Raw genomic sequence first — 25,764 nt, forward strand, 5'->3', positions numbered from 1 at the left:
TGACTTCTGGCTTCCCATCCATGAAAAAGCTATTCCCTTACCTATTGGTTGCCCTGGCGGCGTCGTCCTGCAAAGACTCCGACGACTTCCTGGAGCCCAAAACCAATGCCCTCACCGAGGAAACGGTATTCGCCGACAGCATCCGGACCATGGGGTTCCTCTCGCGCATCTACAGCAGCTCCGGCTACAGCTTCGACAAAGGCCGCTGGAGCAGCCACGGCAACAGCGAGCAAGCCACCGACGATGCCGAGTATGCCTACAGCGGTGCCTTCCAAACGGCCGTGACGCTCTACAACGGCTCGTTGAGCGCCTTGTCGGGGCAGGCCAACGGGCTGATTGCCGACATCTGGAACATTCCGTACACCAATATCCGGCGCACGAATCTGTTTCTGGAAAAGCTGCCGACTACGCCGCTTTCCGCCCGCACCCAGCAGCGGGTAGCCGCCGAGGCGCGCTTCCTGCGGGCCTGGTACTATCATCACCTGCTCATCAACTACGGCGGCGTGCCGCTGATTGGCGACAAGGTGTTTGAAATCACCGACTTCCCCGACTACCCGCGCAGCTCCTACGCCGACTGCGTAGACTACGTGGTGAGCGAGCTGGACGCCGTGGCGGCCATACTGCCCACCGTGGCCGGCTACTCCGAGCAGGACTACGGCCGGGCCACCCGCGGCGCGGCCCTGGCCCTCAAGGCGCGGGTGCTGCTGTACGCGGCCAGCCCACTCTTCAACGGCGGCGCCGAAACCACCGACCCCGCGCTGGCCGCCATTATCAGCTACCCCACCACCAGCACCACCCACTGGCAGCGGGCCGCCGATGCGGCGCTGGCCGTTATCAACTCCCGGCAGTATTCTTTGTACACCGACAACACCCGGCCCGGCAACGGCTTCTATCAGGTGTTTCTGCGCCGTGTGAATCCGGAGTACATCTTTGCCGTGAACCGGGGAGCGAACAAGGACTTCGAGGTGTTTTACCTGCCTTCCAGCCGGTCGGGCCAGGCTAACTCCATGCCCACCCAGAACCTGGTAGATGCCTTCCCGATGAAGAACGGCAAGGCCATCACCGACCCCACCTCCGGCTACGACCCGCGCAACCCCTACCTAAACCGGGACCCTCGGTTTGGGTACAGCATCATTTTCAACACGGCCCGCTACTTCCTGCAATCCTCGGGGCAGCAGGCGGAAGTGCTGACGTATGACGGAGCCCCTACCGACGGGTTTACGGCCGCCGGGCAGCGCACCGGCTACTACAGCCGCAAAATGTGCGACGAAACCCTGGCCGCCAACAGCCCCGGCAACACCGAGCGGGGCTGGCCGCTGCTGCGCTACGCCGAGGTGCTGCTTGGCTACGCCGAGGCCATCAACGAAACCGGCCAGACCACTCTGGCCTACGACAAGCTGAAGGAGCTGCGCAGCCGCGCCGGTATTGATGCCGGTACCGACGGCATGTACGGCCTGACCCCCAACATGACGGTAGCGCAGATGCGGGCCGTAATTCAGAACGAGCGCCGCGTGGAGCTGGCCAACGAAGACCACCGCTGGAATGACATCCGGCGCTGGAAAATTGCGGTGGCCGTCAACAACGGCTTCAACAAGCGCATGCAGATTACGCGCGGCGGCACCTCGCCCAACTTCACTTACACCTACACCATCACCAACTCGGTGCGGCAGCACGTGTTCCAGCCCAAGCAGTACCTGATGCCTATCACCGACAGCGAGATTCGGAAGATGCCCTCGATGCTGCAAAACCCCGGCTACTAACGCTGGCTGCACGCTGGGCTAACGCCTGCCGTCATCACCCCCAACGGGCTGCTTTCCCTGCAAAGAGAGAGCAGCCCGTTGGCGTAAAAAGCTTGGCTGAGCAAGGGAAAACGAGTTGGTTAGTGAGGGCTTACGGTACTAGGATAGCTCGCCAGCGGTAGGAGAGAGGGCACAAGAAGCCACCTGCGGGCGGAAAGAACCGGCTGCTGGCAGTGTAGTGAAAATGCCCCCCTGTTTTGCCGAAAATGGAACCCTCAACGCGTCTGGCAACCGCCTAGTTTTGAGATTAAAGCAGGATAGAGTTGCAATTGCTTGGGGTTGCTACTACTGCATTTGTACCTCTATCCAGATGAGCCCATCAACCACACTCTTCCCACACTAACTGGCTCCGGCCATTTTTGTATGCAACTGAAACCTCTACTTCTATGCGGAACGCTGGTGCCTTTGCAGGCGGCCTTCGCGGCTCCCATTTCTGGTAGCATCCCAAGTACCGAGCCTACCCTCTCGGTTGCCACTCCCGTTGCCGACGTCACCATCACTGGTCAGGTGCGCGACGAAAAAGGAGAGGCCCTGCCCGGCGTAACAGTGGTAATAAAAGGAACCACCATCGGGGCTAGCACGGATGCTCAGGGTAATTTTTCGCTCCGGGTACCCGAGGCCAATGCCAACGGCACGCTGCTGGTTTCCTACGTGGGCTACCAGGCTCAGGAGGTGCCCCTAAGTGGCCGCACCACCCTGAACGTGGCCCTGAAGCCCGATGCCCAGGCCTTGAACGAAGTAGTAGTAGTGGGCTATGGCACCCAGAAACGCTCCGACGTGACGGGTTCGGTGGTATCGGTGCCGCAGGACCGGCTGGAGCGCCTGCCGGTGTCCAACATTGCCCAGGCCCTGCAAGGAGCCGTGGCGGGGGTGCAGATTACGGCACCCTCCAGCGTGCCGGGCAGCCAGCCCAACATCAACATCCGGGGTGTCCGCTCGATTACGGCCAACACCAACCCCTACGTTATTCTGGACGGGGTGCCGTTTCCGGGCAACTTCAACGACATCAGCCCTTCGGACATTGCTTCTATTGAAATCCTGAAAGACGCGTCGGCCACGGCCATTTACGGTACGCGCGGCTCGAACGGGGTTATTCTGGTGACCACCAAGCGCGGCAAAAACGGCAAGGCCCAGATTCGGTACAACGGCTACGCTGGCATCGATAAAATGAACAATACCCTGCGCCCCATGAACGGCGCCGAGTACGCCGCCAAGTACCGTGCCTTCACCATTCAGCGCAACATCAACCAGGACCCCGTGCCCAACTTCGGGGAGCGGGCCAACTACGATGCGGGCCGGGAAACCGACTGGATTGACCTGATTTCACAGAACGGCTACATTCAGGACCATAACGTGGCTGTTTCGGGGGGTACCAACGACGTGAAATACTACGTGTCGGGCGACTACTTCAAGCAGCGGGGTATTTTGCAGGGCTACCAGTTCCGGCGCGTTTCGCTGCGCTCCAACCTCGATGCCAACCTCACGCCTTGGCTACGCATCGGCACGTCGGCATTCTACGCCAACTCCAACGACGACGGGGGCCGCGTAGACCTGGCGCTGGCGCAGGCCGCCAGCCCCTACGGCACACCCTTCAACCCCGACGGTACCTATAACATCTTCCCGCAGTTTCCGGAACTGCTCTACGTGAACCCGCTACTGGGCCTGACCACCGACCGGACGAGCCGCGTGAACCAGCTAACCGGTACGGGCTACGCCGAGGTAACGCCGACTTTCGTGAAAGGCCTGACGTATCGCCTCAATGCCAGCTACTCGTACCGGCCCTATAAGTCAACCTCTTACGTAGGACGGGCCGCCAACAATCTGATTGGGGCCGCACAAATCCTCAACGACGAGCGCCACAACTACACCATCGAGAACATCCTGACATATAACAAGGATATTGGCAAGCAACACTTCGACCTGACGGCCCTCTACAGCGCCCAGGAAAACACCTACTTCACGGCCACTACCAACGGCAGCAACTTCATCAACGACGAAATCGGCTACAACGGTATTGGCTCGGGCGGCGGTATTCCTACCATCAGTTCCTACGATGAGCGCCGCTCGCTGCTCTCGCAGATGGGCCGCCTCAACTACTCCTACGACAGCCGCTACCTGTTCACGGTAACGGCCCGCCGCGACGGCTCGTCGGTGTTCGGGGCCAATACCGACAAGTACGCTACCTTCCCATCGGTAGCCTTGGGCTGGAACGTTGCCAACGAAGCCTTTCTGAAAAGCGTATCGGCGGTGAATTTGCTGAAGCTGCGGGCGTCGTACGGCATCACCGGCAACGAGGGCATCAATCCGTACCAGACTATTACGGGGCAAAGCTCGCTGCAGTATACGTATAACGGAGTTTCGGCCACTGGCTTACGGGCCAACCGCATTGGCAATTCCAGCCTGAAATGGGAGCAGACCGGCAGCCTGAACCTGGCCGTGGATTTCAGTGTGCTCGACAACCGCATTGGCGGTACGGTGGAATATTATAAGGCCAAAACCGAAGACCTGCTGCTCAACCGTAACCTGCCCATCGTGACGGGCTACGGCTCCATCCTCGACAACATTGGGGAAGTGGAGAACCGCGGCATTGAGGTGACGCTGAACACGGTGAACGTGAAAGCCGGCGACTTTACCTGGTCGACCAGTGCCAACTATACCCGCAACCGCAACGAAGTTCTGGCCCTCAACGGCACCGACGACATCGGCAACCGCCGCTTTATTGGGAAGCCGCTGAACGCCATTTACGACTACCGGCTGGTGGGCGTGTGGCAGGTTGGGGAAGACCCCACCGGCCTGGACCCCGGTGCCCGCCCCGGCGACCTGAAATTTGCCGACCTCGACGGCAATGGCGTCATCAACAGCCTCGACCGGGAGTACCTGGGCACCCAGCTGCCCAAGTACACCGGCGGTATCACCAACACCTTCGAGTACAAGGGCCTGAGTTTGCGCGTGTTCTTCCAGACGGCCCAGGGCATTCTGCGCAACAACCCGCTGCTGAACCGCGCCGACTTTGCGGGCCGCATCAACCAGCCGGCCGCCATTGGCTACTGGACGGTGGAAAACCCTAGCAACGACCGGCCAAGCCTGGTGTACACCAACCCGCGGGGCTACGGCTACCCTAAAGATGCCAGCTACACCCGTCTCAAAGACATTACCCTCAGCTATACCTTCGGGCAGAGCCTGCTGGACCGCGCCAAGCTGGGCGCCGTAACGGCCTACGTGAGCGGCCGCAACCTCTACACCTGGACCGACTGGCTGGGCTGGGACCCGGAGCAGACCTACAACGCCGGCACCGACACCAACAACAACAACTTCCCCAACGTGGCTACCTACGTGTTCGGTTTGAACCTGACCCTGCGCTAATTACTTCCCACGCCCACACGCATTCCACATGAAACGTTTTTCTCTTTATATGCTGGGCCTGCTTGGTGCCGCCCAGCTGCTTAGTTCCTGCGCCAAAGACTACCTCGACGAAGACCCCAAGTCGCTCTACACGCCGTCTACCACGCTGGTTGACTCGCTGGGGTTTGAGGCGGCTATGGTGGGGTTGCAATCCGTAGTGCGCGAGCAGTACACGGCCAGCGACCGGCAGGGCCTGCTCAGCACCATGCAGGTAGGCACCGATGCCGCCATTCCGGTGCTCTCGGCCATTGAGGGCATCGAGGTACCGTACTACAACTACACCCTCATGAACTCGCAGGATGGCGGGGCCGCCTATTACTGGAGCTGGGCCTACCGCACCATCAACAATGCCAACCAGATTATTGCGGGCACTACTACCACGGCCAGCCCCGCGCTGCGCCAAGGCTACAAAGACCGTATCAGTGCCGAGGCCCGCTTTTTCCGGGCCTACGCTTACAACCTGCTGGCTACGCTCTACGGCGGGGTGCCGCTGGTGGAAACGCCCGTTACCAGTCCGCGCATCGACTTCACGCGGGCTTCGCTGGAGCAGGTAAATGCGCTGATCATTAGTGATCTGACTACTGCCGTAGCCAACCTGCCCCAGGTAAGTTCCCGGGCCGTTAGCCAGCAGTCGCGCATCAACCGGGGGGCGGCGCAACAGCTGCTTGGGGAGGTGTACCTACGCACCAACCAGCCCGCGCTGGCCCAAACCCAGCTCCAGAACGTAATCAGCGGCAACCAGTACCGCTTGATTACGGCCCGCTACGGCGTGAAATCCTCGCAGCCCGGCGACTATTACTCCGACATGTTTGTGGTGGGCAACCAGCGCCGCAGCCAGGGCAACACCGAGCTGATCTGGGGCATTGAACAGCAGCTCCTGGTGCCCGGCGGCGAAACCTCGGCGCAGCAGCGCCGGGTGTGGGTGCCGGGCTACTACAACATCAACGGCATGCTGGTGGCCGACTCGCTCGGGGGCCGGGGCGTCGGCCGTTTGCGGCTTAGCGACTGGGTGATTTACCGCCTGTACCGCAACCTGCCCAACGACATGCGGAACTCCAGGTACAACATCCGGCGCCGTTTCTACTACAACAATCCGGCCTCGGCCAACTACGGCCGCCGCGTGGTAGTCACCGGCTCCGATACCCTGCGGATTGCGCCCCACACCACCAAGTGGAACCAGTTCAACCCCAACGACGTGTTCGGTTTCGGTACCATCAAGGACCTGACCATGATGCGCCTCGGCGAAACTTACCTGCTGCTGGCTGAAGCCCAGTTCAAGCAAGGCAATACGGCCGGCGCCGCTACCAGCATCAACGTGCTGCGCACCCGCGCCCAGGCGCCGCTGGTTACCGCCGCCGACATCACCCTTGATTTCATTCTGGATGAGCGCGCCCGGGAGCTGATTGGGGAAGAGCAGCGCCGCCTCACGCTGTTGCGCACCGGCACCCTCATCGACCGGGTGACGCGCCTCAACCCCACCTTCGTGACCGGCCTGACCACCAAAAACCTGCTGCTGCCCATTCCGCAGGCAGAAATTGACCTGAACACGCAGGGCCGTCTGGAGCAAAACCCCGGCTACTAAGCATGTATTTGGCGGCCTGCTACCTAACTGGTAGCAGGCGGCTATTTATCCTTCGAGTTTCTATGAAATACGTATTTCCGGCCCTGCTTGGGCTATGCCTGGGGGTGGTGAGTGCCCCAGTTGCCATGGCGCAAGGCCCGTCGTCGGTTGCTGCAACAACGGCGGCGGGCTTCCGGCCCGGCCAGCTCTGGTACGACACCGAAGGCAACGTCATCAACGCGCACGGCGGCGGGGTGCTGCTGGTGGGCAAGACGTATTATTGGTACGGTGAAAAGCGCGCCCAGCACGAAGAGGAAGGCGTAACCGTGTACTCGTCGAAGGACCTCTACAACTGGAAGTACGAAGGCGTGGCCCTCACGCCCTCCCCCGACCCGCAACACGATATTGCGGCCGGCTGCCTGATGGAACGCCCCAAGGTCGTCTACAACAAGAAGACCGGCAAGTACGTGATGTGGTTTCACCTGGAGCTGAAGGGCAAAGGCTACAGTGCCGCCCGGGCCGGCGTGGCCGTGTCCGACAAGCCCACCGGCCCCTTCCAATACGTGAGTAGCTTCCGGCCCAACGGCAACATGTCGCGCGACATGGGCCTGTACGTGGACGACGACGGCGCGGCCTACCACATCTACTCGTCGCGGGAAAACTACGATTTGCGCCTGGCCCGCCTTTCGCCCGACTACCTGACGGCTACCACCCAGGACTCGTTGCTGTTTGCCAACCACCGCGAGGCCCCAGCGCTGTTTAAAACCGGCGGCAAATACTACCTCATCACCAGCGGCTGCACCGGCTGGGCGCCCAACCAAGCCACCCTGCACGTGGCCGATAAACCGTTCGGACCCTGGACCTTACTCGGTGACCCCATGACCGGCCCGAACGCCAAGCTCACTTACGGCGGGCAGTCAACCTACGTGCTGCCGGTGCCGGGCAAGAAGGATGCCTTTATCTTCATGGCCGACAAGTGGAACCCCAAAGACCTGAAGGATAGCCGCTATTTGTGGCTGCCGGTGCAGTTCAAAGCCGGCCAGCCCACTATTGATTGGTTGGACCAGTGGGACCTGAGTTTTTTCAATAAGGCATCCAATAAACAGCTATAGCTCGTTATGTATAAGCACGTTGTAGGCGCTCTGCTACTCGCTGGGCTGGGGCTGACCCCGGCTACGCAAGCCCAAACCAAGGCCGCGGCCGCCAAGCACACCTTCGCCCTCGGCGACGAGAATTTCCTGCTCGATGGCAAGCCGTTTCAGATGATTTCCGGCGAGCTGCACTACCCGCGCATTCCGCGCGAGGCGTGGCGGCACCGCATGAAAATGGCCAAGGCCATGGGCCTGAACACCATCGGCACCTACGTGTTCTGGAACGTGCACGAGCCCGAGCAGGGCAAGTACGACTTCTCAGGCAACAACGACATTGCCGCCTTCGTGAAAATTGCCCAGGAGGAAGGCTTATGGGTGGTGCTGCGGCCCAGCCCGTATGTGTGCGCCGAGTGGGAATTTGGCGGCTACCCGTACTGGTTGCAGAAGGATAAGAACCTGGTAGTCCGCAGCAAAGACCCCAAGTATTTGGCCGCGTATGGCCGCTATTTGAAGGCCGTGGCCCAGCAGCTGGCGCCGCTGCAAGTCAACCACGGCGGGCCGGTGCTGATGGTGCAGGTGGAAAACGAGTACGGCTTCTATGCCAGCGACAAAGACTATTTGGCCCTCAACCGCCAGATGTTTGTGGATGCCGGCTTCGATGGGTTGCTCTACACCTGTGACCCCGGCGAGAAAGTGAAGGAAGGCCACCTGCCGGGCTTGCTGCCGGCCGTAAATGGCTGGGACGACCCGCGCAAAGTGAAGCAGCTGGTGCGCACCTACCACGAAGGCAAAGGCCCCTACTACATTGCCGAATGGTACCCCGCCTGGTTCGACTGGTGGGGCACGCCGCACCACACGGTACCCGCTTCCAAGTACACGCCCCGCCTCGATTCGGTGCTGCGGGCCGGTATTTCCATCAACATGTATATGTTTCATGGTGGCACCACCCGGGGCTTCATGAACGGCGCCAACTACAAAGGCCCCGGCACCCGCTACGAACCCCAAACCAGCAGCTACGACTACGATGCCCCGCTGGATGAGGCCGGCAACGCCACGCCGAAGTTTATGGCGTTCCGCGGGGCCATTGAGAAATACCTGCCCGCCGGTACCAAGCTACCCGCCGTGCCTGCGGCCAAGCCCACTATGCGCACGCCGGTAATTACCCTGAGCAGCGCCACCAATTTATTGAGCGTGTTGCCGAAGCCGGTGGTGAGTGCTGCGCCCCAAACGTTTGAAGACCTGAACCAGGACTACGGTTTCGTGCTCTACCGCACCACGCTAGCGGGTGGCCGCACCGGCACGCTCCAGCTCAAAGACCTGCGCGACTACGCCGTGGTGCTGGTAAACGGCCAGCGCGTAGCCACCCTGGACCGCCGCCTGGAGCAGGACCAAACGGAAATCACGCTGCCCAAGGGCACTGTCACGCTCGATATTCTGGTGGAAAACCTGGGCCGCCTGAACTTCGGGCCGTTCCTGAACCAAAACCGCAAGGGCATCACCGAGCAGGTGAGCTTCGCGGGCACTGAGGTGAAGAACTGGCAGCACTTCCGCCTGCCCTTCAACGACATCAGCAAAGTAGGCAAGGCGCCCGCCGGCAAAGCCGCCGCCGCCAACGGCCCGGTGCTGCGGCGTGGCTCCTTCACCGTAGCCACCCCTGCTGATACGTACTTCGATATGAGCCAGTGGGGTAAGGGGTGCGTGTGGCTGAACGGCCACCACCTGGGCCGCTACTGGGAAGTGGGGCCTCAGCAAACCCTGTACGTGCCCGCCGAATGGCTGAAAAAAGGCGCCAACGAAGTGGTGGTGCTGGAAATGTTGAAGCCCCAGCAAGACAAGCTGGTAGGCCTGGAAAAACCCATTCTTGATGTAGTGAAAGCTGATGGCGAAGCCCGCCGCACCAACTAGAAGTTAACTCAGACGCAGTCAGAACGGGGTAGAGACGCATACGTGCGTCTCGTCGTTGAACGGAATCAGTTGAACGGCGCGCCCAACGAGACGCGAGTGTGCGTTTCTCCCCCCCTGATGCACAGCTTCAGATTCCGCAAATAGCTTCTCAGACAACACGCCACCTTCCCGATTTACCTGTTTTCCACCCGTGCCAATTCCCATCTTGCTTTGTTCTGTTTCACCCAGACCTGCCCGCTCAGGTGCTCGGCACGGGCGCTTCGGCATGCGTAATCTTGGTGGTGCTTTTCTGCTGAGTGTACTGCTGGCTGGTAGCGCGCAGGCGCAATCCACCGCTCCTGCTTTCTTCGACACCAACGTGGCACCGGCCACTACCAAGCTGCCTCCGTTCGTAGTCACCCAGCCCGACAAAACGCTGAGCCCATTCACCGGCATGACGCGCAAACACTGGCAGGAGGCGGCCCGGTATCTGCTGGCGGGTGCGTTCAGCTACGTCCGGACCCTCGACGACCCCATGCAGTTCCCGAAGGAGCCCGGCAAAAGCTACCCCCGCAACCCCGGCCAGGTGCCCACCGAAAAGCTGGAAGGCTTGTGTCGCACGCTGTTTATGGCCGCACCGCTGCTCAAGGAAAACCCCGCGCTGGCGCTGAACAACGTGAAAGTGGCCGACTATTACCGGCATCAACTCACTGAACTGGTGAACCCAGCCAGCCCAACCTACATCAAGCCCCGCGCGGCCAATGGCGGCCCCAGCCAGAACCTGGTGGAGTTTGGCGGGCTGGCCGTGGCCCTGTTTGCGGCCCCCGAAATCCTGTGGAATCCGCTGCCAAAGGCCACCAAAGATGCATTGGTAGCCACCATGCTCAGCTACGGCGACGGCCCCACAGTGCCCCAGAACTGGCGCTACTTCAACATCTTCATCCTCAGTTTCTTTGAAAGCCAGGGCTACCCGGTCAATGAGAAGCTGTTGGAAGAGTACCTGCAAAAACAGCTCACGCACTACCGCGGCGCGGGCTGGTATGATGATGCGCCCTCGTTCGACTACTACAGCATGTGGGCGTTTCAGATGTACGGCCGGTTGTGGAGCGAGTACTACGGCCGGCAGCACTACCCGCAGATAGCCCAGCAGCTCACTGCCAATTTCGCGCCGCTTGCCGACGGGTATCCCCGTATGTTTGGGCGTGATGGCCAGATGATTATGTGGGGCCGCAGCATCACCTACCGCTTTGCGGCGGTGGTACCCTTCCCGCTGATGGGGTTGCAGCCCGACGCAGCTACCAACTTCGGCTGGATGCGGCGCATTGCCTCGGGGGCCATGCTGCAATTCCTGGAAAACCCTGATTTCCTGGAAGACAACGTGCCCACGCTGGGGTTCTACGGCTCCTTCGAGCCGGCCGTGCAGCCGTATAGCTGCCGGGGCAGCGTGTACTGGATGGGCAAGGCGTTTCTGGGGCTGCTGACCCCGGCCGACAGCCCCTTCTGGACTGCCCCCGAAAACGAAGGCCCCTGGGCGAAGGAGCTGGCGCCGGGTACGGTGTTCAACAAGTTGGAAACCGGCCCTAACCTGCTGGTAACCAACTACCCCAACACGGGCGCGGCCGAACTGCGCACTGCCCCCCACCAGCCCTTCAGCGACCCATACCGCCACGACGAAAATTACAACCGCCTCAGCTACAACAGCGCCTTCCCGTGGCAAGCCGACGGCCCCAACGGCGAGGTGGCCATGAACTACGTGTTCAAAAACAAGGAAAACCAGTGGGAGCCGCTGCGCCTCTACACCTTCGAAGGGTTCGAGGATGGCGTGTACTACCGCAACGCGGTGCTGGAAAGTAACAAGAACATCAGCCTGCACCTGGCCGATATGCCCTTGCCCAACGGCATCCTGCGCCTCGACCAAAACACCAGCACCGAAGCCGCCGCCGTGCGCCTGGGCCACTACGCGCTGCCCAACCTGACCGGCACCATCAAGCGCAGCACCCGCAAAGTGAAAGGCCACGAAGTCCGCATCATCGACAACGGTACCTACCAGCTGGCCTTGGTTTCGCTCAGCGGCTGGCAAAACCTGGAAACCCTGGATACCAACGGCCTACATCCCGTGAAGCCTGGCAGCACTGTACTTAACGTGTCGGGCAACCTGGCCCCCAACCAACCCACGCTGTATGCTACGCTTATGCTCTGGAAGAAGTCGGGGGCCAGCTGGAGCACCAAGGAGCTGCTACCGGTGAAAAAGCTGACCCCTGCTGCCGCCGGCGTGCTGGTGGAAATGGCCAACGGCGACAAAAAGACTGTGAAATTCAAGTAGCTACCTGCTACCCATATACTAAACTACGCAACGTGCGGTGCCGGCCGCAGTATTTAAATCTGGATTGTTCGCCTGTTGAAATGGGAGGCGAAACGGTGCCAGATTAGGTGAAAAAGGAAGTGCTGCGCTTCTTCGGGAGTGACGGTCGGAGAGGAGTGGGAACCTTGCCGGCCAGTAGTTGGCACCGCACGTTCGTAGTTTTAAGTAGTTGCCAAACCAGCCCGTGGCGCCATCAGGAAGACATTTTTCCTGGCGGCGCCACGGGCTTTTGTGTTTTACGCCACATGTGAGGCGCCCCGCTAGAACGACAATAGAGGCCATTTTCAGCTAAGCTTAGTAGCCGAATATACCCCTGGCTTTTGCGTGAAATAGCCCCCGCCGGCGCGGAGGGAGGTGGGTACTATTACGAGTAGTTACGTCGGGCGGCCACTGCACAAGCAGGCGCCGGTAGTAGCTTCTGGTTCTGCTTTCCTCCCCAAATCCCCACATATGATGACCAACTTTACCTCTCGATGGGCCCCCAAGCGCCCACCATTTACTGCCCTGCTTTTTCTGCTGGGCTGGCTGTCGGCCAGCGCCGGGTTTGCGCAGTCCGGCTCCGACCTCACGGCGGCCTGGCTGGGCACCGTTGATCAGGCCAACTTACAGGTAACCAATCTGCCTGCCAACGGGCGCGTGGTGCAGCTGACTTCGGCCACGCGGGTAGCGGCGGGCGCCACGTTTCGGGTGCTGACCAGCGGTGGGCAAGTAGCCGCCAAGCAAGCCCTGCTAACTACCGATATGGCGCTGGAAGTGCGCTCGGCCGGCGGCGACGTTACCACCTACGACCTGGAGTTGGGCGCCGTCTTGCCCGTAACCACCGTTTCGGGCGCAACCAGCACCGTAACCAGCCTCAACAACCAGATTCTCAACATCAGCGGCAACTCGGAATACCACGTTAGCGCCTCGGTAGAACCCCTGGCGGGCAGTGTGCTGAACCTACAGTCTGAAGACGTGTGGCTGTATTTCGAGGGCATCCGGCCGTCGGTGTTCAGTAAGCGCTACCTGCCACACATCTTGGTGAACGGGCAGCGGGCCCAGCCCGATACCACCGTGCGGCTGGTGCAGTACCTGCAAGGCTGCGTACTCATCAGCCAGCCCGCCACCTACCAGCCGCTTACGGCCTTCACGGCCGGCAATTTTGGTGGTAGTTCGCAGAGTCTGGGCTTGTACACCTTTTATAAGACCACTGAGCTGGGCCAGCTCAACAACGCCATTGCCTCGTTCCGACTAAAGAAAGGCTACATGGTTACGTTTGCTGAAAATGACAACGGTACCGGCGCCAGCAAGGTGTACATTGCCGACAACGAGGACGTGGAAATCAACCAGTTGCCCGCTACCCTGCAAGGAAAAATATCCTTTGTGCGGGTGCTGCCCTGGCGCTGGGTGCACAAGAAAGGCTGGACCAACGGCTACAACCTTGCTGATACGCTGCGCTGCTCCTGGAACTACAACTGGAACAACAACGGCAACTCCACGCTCGACCAGGAATACGTACCGATTCGGCAGACGCAGTGGTGGCCTTCGTACTCGGGTACCAGCGCCAAACGCAACGTGACCCACTACCTGGGCTTCAACGAGCCCAACGGCGCCGACCAGGCCAACATGACTGTGAAGCAGGCCCTGGCCGAGTGGCCTAACCTCATGCAAACCGGCCTGCGCCTGGGCTCCCCGGCCCCCACCGACGGCGGCACGGGCTGGCTGTACCAGTTCATGGATAAGGCCGATTCGGCGGGCTACCGCGTGGACTTTGTGGCGGTGCACTTCTACCGGGGCTGCAACTCGGCCCGCCAGTACTACGATTTCCTGAAAGCCATCCACGACCGAACCGGCCGGCCCATCTGGATTACCGAGTGGAACAACGGCGCCAACTGGACCACCTCTACCAGCTGCCCCAAACCCACCTACGCCGAGCAGGCCCTCAAGATTCAGCAGTTCCTGACCATGCTCGACACCACCAGCTTCGTGGAGCGTTACTCCTTATATGAGTGGGTGCAGGATACGCGCCAGATGTTTTACAACACGAATCCTATTTCCCTGACTCCCGCCGGCGTAGTGTACCGCGACAAAGTGTCGCCGATGGCCTACAACCCGAACCTGCGGATTCCTACGCCGCCGCCGGCCGTGCCATTCGGGCCGGGCAACCTGGCCGTGGTACGCTACGGCAGCACCACCACCAGCCAGAGCGGTACGCTGCCTATTTTCCTGGACGAGTACACCACCAGCGGCACCTTGGTACGCAGCATTCCGCTGCCCACGGCGGGCCGGGGCGCCAACTTCGGTATTGTGGGCTCCCTGAGAACCGGCAACGGCGACGGGCCGATTGGCGTGTCGCCTGACCGGAGCAAGATTGCGCTGGCCGGCTTCAACCTCGGCGTCGGCAACACCAACCCCAACGGCTCGACGGCCGCCCGGGTGGTGGCGGTACTGGATGCCCAGGGCAACGTAGACACCCACACGGCGTTTTCTGATGGGGGAGGGCAGCCGTTGCGTAGTGCCCTCGTAACCACTACCGGCGCCTACATTGCCTACGGCGCCAACAACCTGGGGCTGCGTTACCAGCCCATTCGGCCGGCAGTAGCCAGCGCTACGGCCCGTACTTCCACGGAAATCTTCAAAACCATCAGCCCCAAAAAGCTAACCACTTTCGACAACGACCTGTATTTCAGCTCCTCGACTACGACCAGCGCAAAGGTGATGAAGCTGGCCGGCATGCCTACCACGGCCACGGCGCCGGCCGCACTGCCAGGGGTGCCACTGCCTACGGCCACCAGCCAGCCCAGCGGCATGGTGCTCTTCGACATGGACCCCACCGTGCCCGGCCCCGATTTGCTGTACTACATTGATGAAATTTCGGCGCCGGTACTCAACAAGTACTCGTTCAACGGTACCACCTGGACCTCCCGTGGCAGTTTCGTCATCAGCTCCCTCACCGACAATACCGTGCGCGACCTGACTGGCTCGTTGGTGAAAGGCGTGCCCACGCTCTTTGCCGTCACGTACACGTCGCTGGCTAAGTTCACGGATGCAGCCGGCTACACTAGTCCGCTGGCCGCCACCCAAACTACCCTGCTCAACGCGGCCACTACCACTGGCACCTACGCTTACCGCGGCGTATCCTTCGCGCCCGGCACCCAGGATACGCTGGTAGCCCGTGTACCCCAAACTATTACGTTCAATGCCATGCCGGCCAAGGAGTTAGGCACAGCCGATTTCGAGGCGGGGGCTACGGCCAGCTCCAACCTGCCCATCCGCTACACCAGCTCCGATACCACGGTAGCCAAAATTGTAGGCGGCCAGATTCGGATGGTAGGCGTGGGAACTACCACCATCACAGCCGCGCAGGAAGGAGCCACCGCCTACCTGCCCGCCGCGGCCGTAACGCAGCTGCTCACCGTAGTGGATACCACGGCGCCCAACGTGCTGGCTGCCGGCCTGGAAGCGGAGCTGGACGAAAACGGCACCCGCACATTGGAAGCCGCCGACATCGACTACGGCAGCACCGACGGCGGCACGGGCGTGACCTCGATAACGCTCAACAAAACCCGCTTCACCTGTGCCAATATGGGGGCTAACAACGTGACCCTCACCGTAACGGATAAGGCCGGCAACACCGCCACCGAAACCGTAACGGTGATGATAACCGACAAGATGGCCCCCGTTGTGAAAGCGGCCGGCTTGGCTGTCACGCTGCAAAACGGCACCCGCACGCTAGTAGCCGCCGACGTGGACTACGGCAGCACCGACAACTGCGGCGTGGCTTCCATGAGCATCAGCCCCAGCACCTTTACCTGCGCCAATGTGGGAGCCAACGACGTAACCCTCACCGTAACCGACAACGCCGGCAACGTGTCCAGGCAGACGGTAACGGTGCTTGTGCGGGCCGATGCTACGTGTACCACCCCGGCCCGGCCCCTGGCCAGCCGCCCGGCTGCCACTGAGCGGCATGCGTTGCAGGTGTACCCAAACCCAGCGCGGGAGCAGGCTACGCTCAGCTTCGAGGCAGAGCAGGCTGGTCCGGCTCAGGTGCTAGTATACAACGCCTTGGGCAAGGTGGTAGCCACGCTGTACGCCGGTCCGGTGCAGGCCCAGCAGCACTACCGCTTCACCCTCGACGGCCACGCACTGCCCGCGGGCGTGTATACCTGCCGCTTGCTGCTCGCCGGCAAAACGCAAACCCAACGGCTGGTCCTGTTGAAGTAATAGTTGCGGGTTGTGAGTTGCCAGTTGCCAGTGCCGTTCTGAACTGGCAACCGGTAACCCACAACTGGCAACTGAAAACGCAACGAGCTGGCCGGTACATTACCGGCCAGCTCGTTGCGTTTTCAGGAAGATGTAAAAATGAATTGCGTGTCTGCTGCCGGGGCAGTGTTACCAGTCCTGAGCGGTGGTAGTGGTCAGGGCGTCGGTCAACGACTTCACGATTTCCGCCAGCTGCTCCTGCACGGCGGCATCATACGGCTTAACTGGTTTGGCGGGCTGCGCTTTGCCTTTACGGGCCGCGCTGGCTACTGGCGGGCGGGCTGCCGGCGCGGCAGTAGCTGGGGCTGGAGCTTCTTGCGGCTCAACAACCGCAACCTGGGTTGTGGTGGTATCCCGCTGGTTGGGCAGGTCGTGGAGCCGGTACCGGTAGCGGCCGTCCTGGGCTTCCAGCGTCAGCATAAACCACACCCGGTGGCTGCGGCTCATGTCGGCGGGGCCCCACTTCACGCGGGTCGAGCCCTTGCCGATTAAGGAGCCGTTGTCGGTGTTGGTGAGCATGAGCGGGTTGCCGGCATCAATAAACCGGTCGGCAAACCACGCTTTGGCCCGGTCCTGCAACGCCGCGCGCGATACGCCCGGCACCTGCACGACGCCTTCTTTGGTGACTTGTTTGCTAGTGCTGGCCGCGGCCAATGCGCTTGGGGTGGCAACCTGCTGCGCCTGAACCAAACCACCGCCCATCAAGCAGAGAGAAAGAAAGAGGGTTTTCATAGACCCCAAATCTACAAATCACAAACGAAAAAGTATATCCTATCTGATTATCCTTCAATAAGTGCAGAAAGCATACGCTCTATTGCGAGTGACAAGGCCTTGCCGTTTGGAATTGTACACCTGGCACCTTTGCGTGTACTTCCCCGCTGATTCCTGTATTGCTCCCTACTTTTTCAGCACCAGATACCCGTAGGCCGGCAATGCCACCTGGCTGCCCAGCGTAACGGTGCCGCCTTGCAGCACGTTGGTCCAGGTGGTGCCGGCCAGGGCGGCGGGCACGGGGTAGGTGGTAGCGGAGTTGCGGACGTTCACCAGCACGAAAGCCTGGTCGGGGCCGGCGGTTTTGGTGAAGGCGCACACGTTGGTTGAGCTGTAAGCCGTGGGCGTACCACTGCGCAACGCAGGACTGGCGGCGCGGGCCGCGAGCAACTGCTTATAAGCGAGGGTGATGGCTCGGTTGCCGTTCCAGTTCACTTTCACCGAGGTGAAGGGGAAGGTGATAGGCGTGGTCATGCCCACTTCCTGGCCGTTGTAAATCATGGGAATACCCCGGTAGCAAGACGCAATAACGAAGGCCGACATGGCACCCGCATTGCCCCCAAACAAGCCAACTGGCGTGCCGTCGGAGCCATTTACGTCGTGGTTGGTGATGTAGCGCACCACTTGCTGGGTACCCGTGGCGCCCACGTATTCGCTGGTGTTGAGGTTGTCGAACACGGTGGCGGGCTGGCCGTTGCGGTACACGTTGTAGATGCCGCCGTAGAAGTTGAAGCCGAAGTTGTAGTCGAAGCCCGAGGCGAAGTTGGTGCTGCGGGTGCCTTCGGCCATGAGCAGCAGCTTGTGGGTTTTGATGTTGCGCAGGGTGTCGGTGGCTTGCTTCCAGAAGTCGTTAGGCTGAAAGTCGGCGTAGTCGAACCGGAACCCGTCCACGTTGGCGGTGTACACCCACGACTTCAAAGCCGAAATCATTTCCAGCCGCATGGGCGCGCTGTTGAAGTTGAGCTGGGCCACGTCGTTGTAGGTGGTGCCGTTGTTGGACGGCGACGCAATGGCACCGGCCGCGTTTTTCTGGTACCAGTCGGCGTGAGCGGTTATCCAGGGATGGTCCCAGCTGGTGTGGTTGGCCACCCAGTCGAGCAGCACGGTCAGGCCGCGGGCGTGAGCGGCGTCCACCAAGGTCCGCAAATCGGTGAGGGTACCAAACTCCGGGTTCACCGCCCGGTAATCCTTCACGGCGTACGGCGAATTCACCGATTTGCTGTCGGTGCCGATGGGGTAAATGGGCATCAGATACAGCACGTTCACGCCAATGGCCTTAATGGAATCGAGCCGAGCCGTGACGCCCGCAAAGTTGCCGGCCTGGCTGAAGGCACGCATGTTCACCTGGTACATCACGGCATTCTCGCGGTTGGGCACCCCCGCGAAGGGCGTGCCGTACTGCGGCGGCGTGGGCGTAGTGGGGTTGGTCGGCGTTGGGGTGGGGGGCTGGGGTACGTCGGGCTTGCAGCTGGCTACCAGGCTAACGGTGAGCAGGAGGGCAGTGCTGATTTGGAAGAGGTTGCTTCGAACAGACATGGTGGGAAGGATAAGGGGAGTGAAATGCAGCGTTAAAGCCTGACTTTATTTTGCAACGGGTTTGAAGCTCACCGCCGCGCCGCCGCCGGGTGCCAGCTGCAAGCTCAGCGACGACCGGCTGGTAACCACCTGCCGGGAAATGCGGTAGGCCGCGGGGTTTGTCTGCCAGTCGGCACCTTTGCCATCGGCGTAGATAATGGCTTCGTAGCGCTGGCCGGGCGTTAGGAAATCCAGCTTCACAGGCTGTTTGCGGGCTTGCTCGTCGGTGATGCTGCCCAGGTACCACTCGTCACGGCCCTTGGCTTTGCGCACGGTGGTGATATAGTCGCCGGGCTCGGCGGCCAGAATGCGGGTGTCGTCCCAGTCCACGGGCACATCTTCAATGAACTGGAAGGCATCGAGGTGCTGCTCGTAGTTTTCGGGTAGGTCGGCGGCCATTTGCAGAGGCGAGTATAAGGTCACGTACAAGGCCAGTTGCTTGGCTAGGGTGCTATGCATCTGACGCTTGGGGTCAGCGGCGGCGTAGCCTTGCAGCTTGAAAATGCCGGGCGTGTAGTCCATGGGGCCGCCCATGTAGCGGGTGAAAGGCAGGATGGTTTCGTGCTCGGGGGCGCTGCCTTCGGCAAAGGCGTTGAACTCGTTGCCCCGCGCCGACTCGCAGGCCAGCCAGTTGGGGTAGGTGCGGTGCAAGCCGGTGGGGCGCACGGCCTCGTGCATGTCCACCATAATGCGGTGGTCGGCGGTGTTCTGGGCGGTGCGCACGTAGTGGTTCACCATCCACTGGCCGTCGTGGTGCTCACCGCGCGGGATGATGCGGCCCACATAGCCGGTTTTCACGGAGATGTAGCCGTGCTCGTTCATGAAGCGGTAGGCAGCATCTTGGCGGCGCTCATAGTTGGTAGCCGAGCCCGAAGTTTCGTGGTGCATGATGATGTTGACGCCCTTGCTGGCGGCGTAGCGCTGCAACTCCTGCACGTCGAAATCGGGGTACGGCGTCACGAAGTCGAACACGTCTTCCTTCCAGTTGCCTACCCAGTCTTCCCAGCCCACGTTCCAACCTTCCACCAGTACGCCGGGGATGTGGTGCGCGGCGGCAAAGTCGATGTAGCGCTTCACGTTGGCGGTGGTGGCGCCGTGGCGGCCGTTGGGCTTGAGTTTGCTCCAGTCGGTGCCGGCCAGCCGGATGTTGCTGCTGTCGGAGTAGTTCCAGCTGCTTTTGCCCACCTGCATTTCCCACCACACGCCCACAAATTTCTGGGGCTTGATCCAGTTGGTATCGGGGAGCTTGCTGGGCTCGTTGAGGTTCAGAATCAGCTTGCTAGCCAGCATATCGGGTGCTTTGTCGCTCACTACTATGGTGCGCCAGGGCGTGTGTTCGGGCGCTTGCAGGTAGGCCTTGGCGCCCGTGCCGGTACCGTCGGGCACGAGCTGGCTGCTGAGGCAGAAGGTCTGGGTATCCACGTTCAGCATCATGGCCGGGTAGTTGACCAGCGCCGCCTCGTGAATGTTGATGTACAGCCCATCATCCGACTTCAGCATGAGCGGCGTTTGGATGCGGTTGGCGGGGGCCTTCAGCTCGATGGCCTTGATGGGCGTGGTGTTCACCTCGCTCAGCCGGCTGGTAGTGTAGGCGTACTCGTTGGAATCGTAGTCGCCCGGAATCCAGAAGGATTTGTGGTTGGCGGGCAGGTTGAACTCGGTGTGCTCGTCCTGCACCGTGAAGTATTGCAGGCCGGCCTGGCGCGGAAACTCGTAGCGGAAGCCCACCCCATCAGCAAACACCCGAAACACCACGTCGAGGCGGCGGCCGTTGGCGTCGGGCTGGCGCAGGTGCACCGTGAGCTGCTGGTAGTGGTTGCGGATGGTTTTCACCTCGCCCCACACCGGCTGCCAGGTTTCGTCCACGCTCTTGGTTTCGCTGCCGGTAAGCACCAGCGGGCCGTCGAAGCCCCTGCCATCGGCAAAGCTCAGCCCCAGGCGGGAAGGCTTGATAACCGTTTTCGACCCGAAGGAAACGGCGTACGTGGGGTGGCCATCAGCGCCCACCGCAAACGTCAAGCTAACTTTATCAAGGCGGGCCGTGAGGGGTGAGGTGGTTTGGGCTTCAACCTGGTAGGCAGTTATCAGCAGGAGCCCCGCCAGCAAAAATTTTCTCATGAAGGTGTGTGTCAAACGTAGTCTTAGGTTCAGGACTTAGTGCCTGGCATCACTCGACAAGCTGGCGCCGGGCGCCGGGCTTGGGGTCCCCACCCTGAGCACCAGGCACTAAGTCCTGAACCGTGTATGTTCTTTGGGGTCGCCCCCGAACATGCTAGTAGCCAGAGTTTTGCGTCAGTGTGGGGTTGGCCACGATGTCGGTGGAGGGCAGCGGATAGAGGTTGAACTTGGCGTCGACGCCTTGGCCGTTTCGGACTCCGCCTTTCCAGGGCCACAGGTAGCTGGCGCTGGCGAACCGCCCGAAGCGCACCAAATCGGTGCGGCGCGAGGCTTCCCAGTACAGCTCCCGGGCCCGCTCGTCGAGGAGGAAGTTGGGCGCGGTCAGTTCGGCGGCGGTAATGCGGCCTGCGGTGCTACCGCCGGTGTTGCCGTAGGCCCGGTCGCGCAGGGCATTCACGTAAGCCAGGGCCTGGGTTTGGTTGCCACCCGTGCCGCCGCGCAACACGGCTTCGGCGTACATCAAATACACGTCGGCCAGCCGGAACAGCGGGAAGTCGGTGTCCACGAAGATTTGCTGCGGGTCTACGCCGTTGCCGCCGGTAGACTTCTTGTTTTTCCACTTCGTCACGCCGTAGCCATCAGTGAACAGGGTCAGGTCATTGATTTCCAGGTTCTGGCCCGGCGTGAAGAACATGGCCCGCCGGTCGGCCCCGTTAACTGGCGCCGGGAACAACAAGGGCAGGTTTTTGCGGGTGCGGTTGCCGGCCCAGCCGCTGTTGATGCCAAAGTCGCTGGTTTGCATCTGGCCTCCCACGGCGGCGTGCACCAGGTAGGTGGTGCCCCCGTACACCTGCGAAACCAGCCCGTCGGAGGTAATCGGGAAGATGATTTCCGAGGCCGCCGTTACGTTGTTGTCGGCCAAAAACAGCAGTCGGTATTCCGGGGCCAAGCGGTAGCCGCCGCCCAGTATCTTGTTGCAGTACGTGAGGCAATCGGTGTAGCGCTCCGTGCCGGTATACACCTGGGCGTTGAGGTAGAGCTTGGCCAGCAGCGTCCAGCAGGCGCCTTGGTCGGCGCGGCCGTAGGGCCCTTGCCGGGCGGCCGTCAGCTGGGGCTCAATGGCTTGCAGCTCCGACTCCACGTAGGCAAACAAATCCGCCCGGCTGATTTGCTTGGGCAGGTCTTTGCTCGGCGCGTCGGCTTCGGTCACGAAGGGCACGTTGCCGTACAGGTCGATGGCGTGGTAGTAGGCCAGGGCGCGCAGAAAGCGGGCCTCGGCGCGGTAGAGGCGGGCTTTGTCGGCATCGGCGCCCGATATACCCCGGCTGCTGAGCTTGTCGTCGGAGGTTTCCCGGATGAACTCATTGCACGCGGCCACCTCGTAGAAAATGCGGGTGTAGCTGTTGTTAATCAGGTCGTTGCTCGACGTCCAGCTGATGGTGTTCAGCTCTTGCAGCGGGCCATTGTTCCAAGCCACGGCGGCCTCGTCGGTAGGTAGCTCCTGCAAGTACCAGTAGGCCCGCAGGTACGAAGTTTCGCCTTCGTCCTTGCCTTGCCCGGCAAATACATCGGGGCTGCCCGAGTTGCCCGACAGGTTGAACCCGGCGTAGAGTTTGGCCAGCACCTGGATGTGGTTGGCCGGGTCGCGGTACACCGACTCGGTATTGAGGTCGTAGAACGGCTCCCGGTCGAGGTCCTTTGTGCAGGCAGTAAGCAACGAGGCAGCAAAGGCAAACGCAAGGCCGCCGCGGCGCAGGTATGGGTGGAATTTCATGGAAAAGAAGCGTAGCAGCGGTTAAAAATTCAGGTTGGCGCCCAGCGTCACGGTGCGGGGCAGCGGGTAGAAATTGGTGTCGATGCCGGTGGCGCGCTCCGGGTCGAGGCCGGAGTAGCGGGTGAGCAGCAGCAGGTTCTGGCCGGCCAGCGTCACGTTCAGGTTGGTGCCTTCCCGGAGCAAGTTGCCGAAGCTGTAGCCCAGCGTCACGTTCTGGAGGCGCACAAACGAGCCGTCTTCCAGGTACGTGTCACTGAACGGCTGCCCGGTTTTGAAGCCGGTGGTGTAGATAGCGGGCACCACGTTGGCCGAGTAGTTCAGGCCGGTGTTCAGGCCGTAGTAGTTGCTCTGGCCGCCGGCCACGCCGTTGTACACGTAGCCCCCAATGTTGGAGCGCAGCGTAAAGGCCAGGCTGGCTTTGCCGTAGCTCAGGTTGGAGCTGAACCCCAGGATGGCCTTGGGCGCCGGCGACTTGCCGTACACCTTGTCCCGCTCGTTGATAACGCCGTCGTTGTTTTGGTCCACGTACTGCGCCACGGTGGGGCTGGCCGTAGCGCCTTCCAGCGGCTTGCCGTTCTCGTACTTCTGCTCGTACAAGAAGAAGGTATTGGGCGCGTGCCCTACCGCATTCACCTGCACAAACTGGAAGTTGCCGATGCCGCCCGTCGGCGTGCCCAGATATGTGGGGTCCGTCACCTGCGAGAGTTTGGTGATTTCGCCGCGGTTGCGGGTGGCGTTGAAGTTCACCGACCAGTTAAGCTTCTCGCCCTGAAGTACGTTGTAGTTCAAGGCCAGCTCCACGCCGCGGTTTTCCAGGCTACCAATGTTGGTGAGCAGCGTGTTGGAGAGGTTGGTGCCGGCGGGTATCGGAATGACGGCCAGCAAATCAGAGGTTTTGCGCAAGTACACGTCCAACGAGCCAGTTAGTCGGTTCTCGAAGAAGCCAAAGTCCAGGCCCGCGTCGTAGGTGGTGGTTTGCTCCCATTGCAGGTTCCGGTCGTAGGCGGCGGGCCGCAAGGTGTACACGGTGTCCTGCCCGAAAATCTGCCGTACCGAAGGCGCCCCGATGCTGTATTTGGCCAGGTACGGGTAGTCGCCGGCCACGTTGGTGATGTCCTGCTGCCCGGTAATGCCGTAGCTCACCCGCAGCTTCAAATCCGATACGGTTTTCGATTCCGCCAGGAACGCCTCCTGGTTCACCCGCCACGCCACCGAGGCGGCCGGGAAGTAGCCCCAGCGGTTTTCCGGGCTGAAGTGCGAGGATGCATCGGCCCGCAGCGTGCCCGTAAACAGGTACCGGTCCTTGAAATTGTAGTTCACCCGCCCGTAGTAGGAAATCAGCGTGTACTGCGTTTTGAAGGGGTTTTGGGCCGGGTCGAGCGGCGACACCCGGTCGCCGTTGGCCTTGTAGCCGAAGCGGAACGGCGAGTAGGTGTAGAAGTCCTGGTACGAGTAGCCGGCCAGGGCCTCCACCCGGTGGTCGCCGAGGACTTTGCTGTAGTTGAGGTAGGTTTCCAGCAGCTTGTTGTCCTTGGCCTGCCGGTACGAGTTGTTCTGGCCCTGCGTGGAGAAGGCCACCGACGACGCGGCCGGAATAAAGACGGTGCCGCCGCTGCGCGCCACATCGTAGCCCACGTTCAGGTTGGCGTGCAAATCGGGCAGGAAGTGCAGCTTGTAGTCGAGCTGCACGTTGCCGATGCTGCGCAGCACGGTGCTCCGGTCGCGCTTGTCGTTGAGCAACGCCACTGGGTTGCGGCCGGTCAGCGGGTTCGGAATGGCGCCGTCGCGCCACTCGAAGTAACCGTTGAAACCGTCGGGGCCGGTGCTGTAAATGGGTTGCGTGGGGTTGAAGCGAATTGCGCCGCCAATGGCGCCCTGGTCGGCAAAGCGGTAGTCGGCCCAGGTGCCTTTCACGTTCACGTCAATGCGCAGATGGTTGTCGAACAGCCTAGGCGAAAGGCCGATGGAGGCCGAGTTACGCTTCAGGTTGCCGGTTTTGAGGGTGCCATCCTGGTTGAGGTAGCCCACCGACACCCGGTACGGCACGTGCTTGGCGCTGCCGGTCAGGCTGATGTTGTTGTCGGTGGTCCAGGCCGTTTGGTAAATGGCATCCTGCCAGTCAGTATTGGCCGTGCCCAGGTACGCGGTATTGGCAGGCGAAATAGTGCCCGCTGCCACCGCTTGGTTGAGCAGGTTGCGGTAGGCGTCGCCGCTCAGCACGTCCACTTTGCCGTAGTTTGTCGCCCGCGACACCTGGGAGCTGATGTTCACGCGCATCTTCTCGCCGTCCACGCCCTTTTTGGTGGTGATGAGAATGACGCCGTTGGCCGCCCGCGAGCCGTAGATAGCCGTGGCCGAGGCGTCTTTCAGCACCGTAAACGTCTCAATATCCGCCGGATTCACCAACGACAACGGATTGCCGGCCCCGCTAATGCCCTGGTTGTCAACCGGCACGCCGTCAATTACAATGAGCGGGTCGTTGCTGGCGTTCAGCGAGGAGCCGCCCCGGATGCGGATTACGCTGGCCTCGCCGGGCGCCCCGCCGCTGGTGGTTATCTGCACCCCGGCCACCTTGCCCTGCACCAATTGCTCGGGCGAAGTCACCTGGCCTTTCACAAAGTCTTTGGTAGTCACGGTGGTTACGGCGCCGGTCAGGTCCTGGCGGCGGGTGGTGCCGTAGCCTACCACCACGGCTTCGTTGAGCAGGGTGGTGTTATCGTTGAGGGTGGTAACGGCCACCGGCGTGGTTTGCCCGTCCTGCGCCGTTACCGGCACGCGGCTCGATACCAGCCCCACCGACGAAAACACCAGCACGTGCGGCCCCGCCGGCACGTTGGCAATGGCGTAGGCGCCGGTGGCATCGGTGGAAGCGCCGAGCGTGGTGCCTTCCACAATAACCGTAACGCCCGGAATACCCTCGCCTTTGGCATCCACTACCCGCCCGGTGAGGATGCCGCCCACCAGCGCCTCGGCGCGGCCAGCACGTAGGTTAGGGCGGCCTAAGGTATTGGTGTTGGCAGCAACCAAACGCAGGTGTAAACCACTGCTTGGTGCGGCCAAAGCGGTGCTCATGGCCAGGCCGCCCAGCACCGAGGTTAGCACAGATTTTCGGAGAAGATGAGGCGCGAGAAGGGGAGGTAACATGTGCAGCATGAGGGAATTTTAGGTGAGTGACAGTGCATCCA

12 protein-coding genes are annotated in these 25,764 nt (G+C 61.4%); 7 read left to right on the forward strand and 5 right to left on the reverse strand.

All coding sequences use genetic code 11. The annotated features are described in order from the left end of the window. Positions 1–20: 20 nt before the first annotated feature. The 7 genes from J0X19_RS14615 (at position 21) to J0X19_RS14645 (ending at position 16,302) form a co-directional block, all read left to right on the forward strand. The gene (locus J0X19_RS14615; RefSeq protein WP_206985115.1) at positions 21–1,760 is read left to right on the forward strand and encodes a RagB/SusD family nutrient uptake outer membrane protein; all 1,740 of its coding nucleotides are present in this window, start codon (positions 21–23) and stop codon (positions 1,758–1,760) included. Positions 1,761–2,162: 402 nt separating this feature from the next. Then, positions 2,163–5,162 (forward strand): SusC/RagA family TonB-linked outer membrane protein, encoded by a 3,000-nt coding sequence (locus tag J0X19_RS14620; RefSeq protein ID WP_206985116.1) that lies wholly within the window; start codon positions 2,163–2,165, stop codon positions 5,160–5,162. A gap of 28 nt (positions 5,163–5,190) precedes the next feature. Continuing rightward, a complete protein-coding gene (locus tag J0X19_RS14625) occupies positions 5,191–6,783 on the forward strand; it encodes a RagB/SusD family nutrient uptake outer membrane protein (RefSeq protein WP_206985117.1) in 1,593 nt (530 codons plus the stop codon). Between the two features lie 62 nt (positions 6,784–6,845). Then, positions 6,846–7,874 (forward strand): glycoside hydrolase family 43 protein, encoded by a 1,029-nt coding sequence (locus tag J0X19_RS14630; protein ID WP_206985118.1) that lies wholly within the window; start codon positions 6,846–6,848, stop codon positions 7,872–7,874. A 6-nt stretch (positions 7,875–7,880) separates the two neighbouring features. Next, the gene (locus J0X19_RS14635) at positions 7,881–9,758 is read left to right on the forward strand and encodes a glycoside hydrolase family 35 protein (protein ID WP_206985119.1); all 1,878 of its coding nucleotides are present in this window, start codon (positions 7,881–7,883) and stop codon (positions 9,756–9,758) included. Between the two features lie 265 nt (positions 9,759–10,023). Continuing rightward, entirely contained in the window at positions 10,024–12,060 is a 2,037-nt protein-coding gene (locus tag J0X19_RS14640) for a DUF2264 domain-containing protein (protein WP_206985120.1), read from the forward strand. A 489-nt stretch (positions 12,061–12,549) separates the two neighbouring features. Then, positions 12,550–16,302, forward strand: a complete 3,753-nt coding sequence (locus J0X19_RS14645) for a glycosyl hydrolase (RefSeq protein WP_206985121.1) — start codon at positions 12,550–12,552, stop codon at positions 16,300–16,302. A gap of 168 nt (positions 16,303–16,470) precedes the next feature. Here J0X19_RS14645 and J0X19_RS14650 read toward each other — a convergent pair whose 3' ends face one another. From J0X19_RS14650 to J0X19_RS14670, 5 genes are all read right to left on the reverse strand, one after another. Beyond that, the gene (locus tag J0X19_RS14650; RefSeq protein ID WP_206985122.1) at positions 16,471–17,073 is read right to left on the reverse strand and encodes a DUF4468 domain-containing protein; all 603 of its coding nucleotides are present in this window, start codon (positions 17,071–17,073) and stop codon (positions 16,471–16,473) included. Between the two features lie 165 nt (positions 17,074–17,238). Beyond that, complete coding sequence (locus J0X19_RS14655) at positions 17,239–18,648, reverse strand: alpha-amylase family glycosyl hydrolase (RefSeq protein WP_206985123.1); 1,410 nt, start codon at positions 18,646–18,648, stop codon at positions 17,239–17,241. 45 nt (positions 18,649–18,693) lie between these two features. Next, positions 18,694–20,805: a glycoside hydrolase family 97 protein gene (locus J0X19_RS14660; protein WP_206985124.1), complete on the reverse strand. Its 2,112-nt coding sequence runs from the start codon at positions 20,803–20,805 to the stop codon at positions 18,694–18,696. Positions 20,806–20,959: 154 nt separating this feature from the next. Further along, positions 20,960–22,579: a RagB/SusD family nutrient uptake outer membrane protein gene (locus J0X19_RS14665; protein ID WP_206985125.1), complete on the reverse strand. Its 1,620-nt coding sequence runs from the start codon at positions 22,577–22,579 to the stop codon at positions 20,960–20,962. A 21-nt stretch (positions 22,580–22,600) separates the two neighbouring features. Further along, entirely contained in the window at positions 22,601–25,723 is a 3,123-nt protein-coding gene (locus J0X19_RS14670) for a SusC/RagA family TonB-linked outer membrane protein (protein ID WP_242582698.1), read from the reverse strand. Between the last annotated feature and the right edge of the window lie 41 nt (positions 25,724–25,764).

This window comes from Hymenobacter telluris (assembly GCF_017313265.1).
GTDB lineage: Bacteria > Bacteroidota > Bacteroidia > Cytophagales > Hymenobacteraceae > Hymenobacter > Hymenobacter telluris.

What these genes read in the sequence shown, in the direction of transcription:
- J0X19_RS14630 (WP_206985118.1), top strand. Translation starts at nt 6,846, where the DNA reads ATGAAATACGTATTTCCGGCCCTGCTTGGGCTATGCCTGGGGGTGGTG.
- J0X19_RS14635 (WP_206985119.1), top strand. Translation starts at nt 7,881, where the DNA reads ATGTATAAGCACGTTGTAGGCGCTCTGCTACTCGCTGGGCTGGGGCTG.
- J0X19_RS14650 (WP_206985122.1), bottom strand. Translation starts at nt 17,073, where the DNA reads ATGAAAACCCTCTTTCTTTCTCTCTGCTTGATGGGCGGTGGTTTGGTT.
- J0X19_RS14660 (WP_206985124.1), bottom strand. Translation starts at nt 20,805, where the DNA reads ATGAGAAAATTTTTGCTGGCGGGGCTCCTGCTGATAACTGCCTACCAG.
- J0X19_RS14620 (WP_206985116.1), top strand. Translation starts at nt 2,163, where the DNA reads ATGCAACTGAAACCTCTACTTCTATGCGGAACGCTGGTGCCTTTGCAG.
- J0X19_RS14665 (WP_206985125.1), bottom strand. Translation starts at nt 22,579, where the DNA reads ATGAAATTCCACCCATACCTGCGCCGCGGCGGCCTTGCGTTTGCCTTT.
- J0X19_RS14655 (WP_206985123.1), bottom strand. Translation starts at nt 18,648, where the DNA reads ATGTCTGTTCGAAGCAACCTCTTCCAAATCAGCACTGCCCTCCTGCTC.
- J0X19_RS14645 (WP_206985121.1), top strand. Translation starts at nt 12,550, where the DNA reads ATGATGACCAACTTTACCTCTCGATGGGCCCCCAAGCGCCCACCATTT.
- J0X19_RS14615 (WP_206985115.1), top strand. Translation starts at nt 21, where the DNA reads ATGAAAAAGCTATTCCCTTACCTATTGGTTGCCCTGGCGGCGTCGTCC.
- J0X19_RS14640 (WP_206985120.1), top strand. Translation starts at nt 10,024, where the DNA reads ATGCGTAATCTTGGTGGTGCTTTTCTGCTGAGTGTACTGCTGGCTGGT.
- J0X19_RS14625 (WP_206985117.1), top strand. Translation starts at nt 5,191, where the DNA reads ATGAAACGTTTTTCTCTTTATATGCTGGGCCTGCTTGGTGCCGCCCAG.
- J0X19_RS14670 (WP_242582698.1), bottom strand. Translation starts at nt 25,723, where the DNA reads ATGTTACCTCCCCTTCTCGCGCCTCATCTTCTCCGAAAATCTGTGCTA.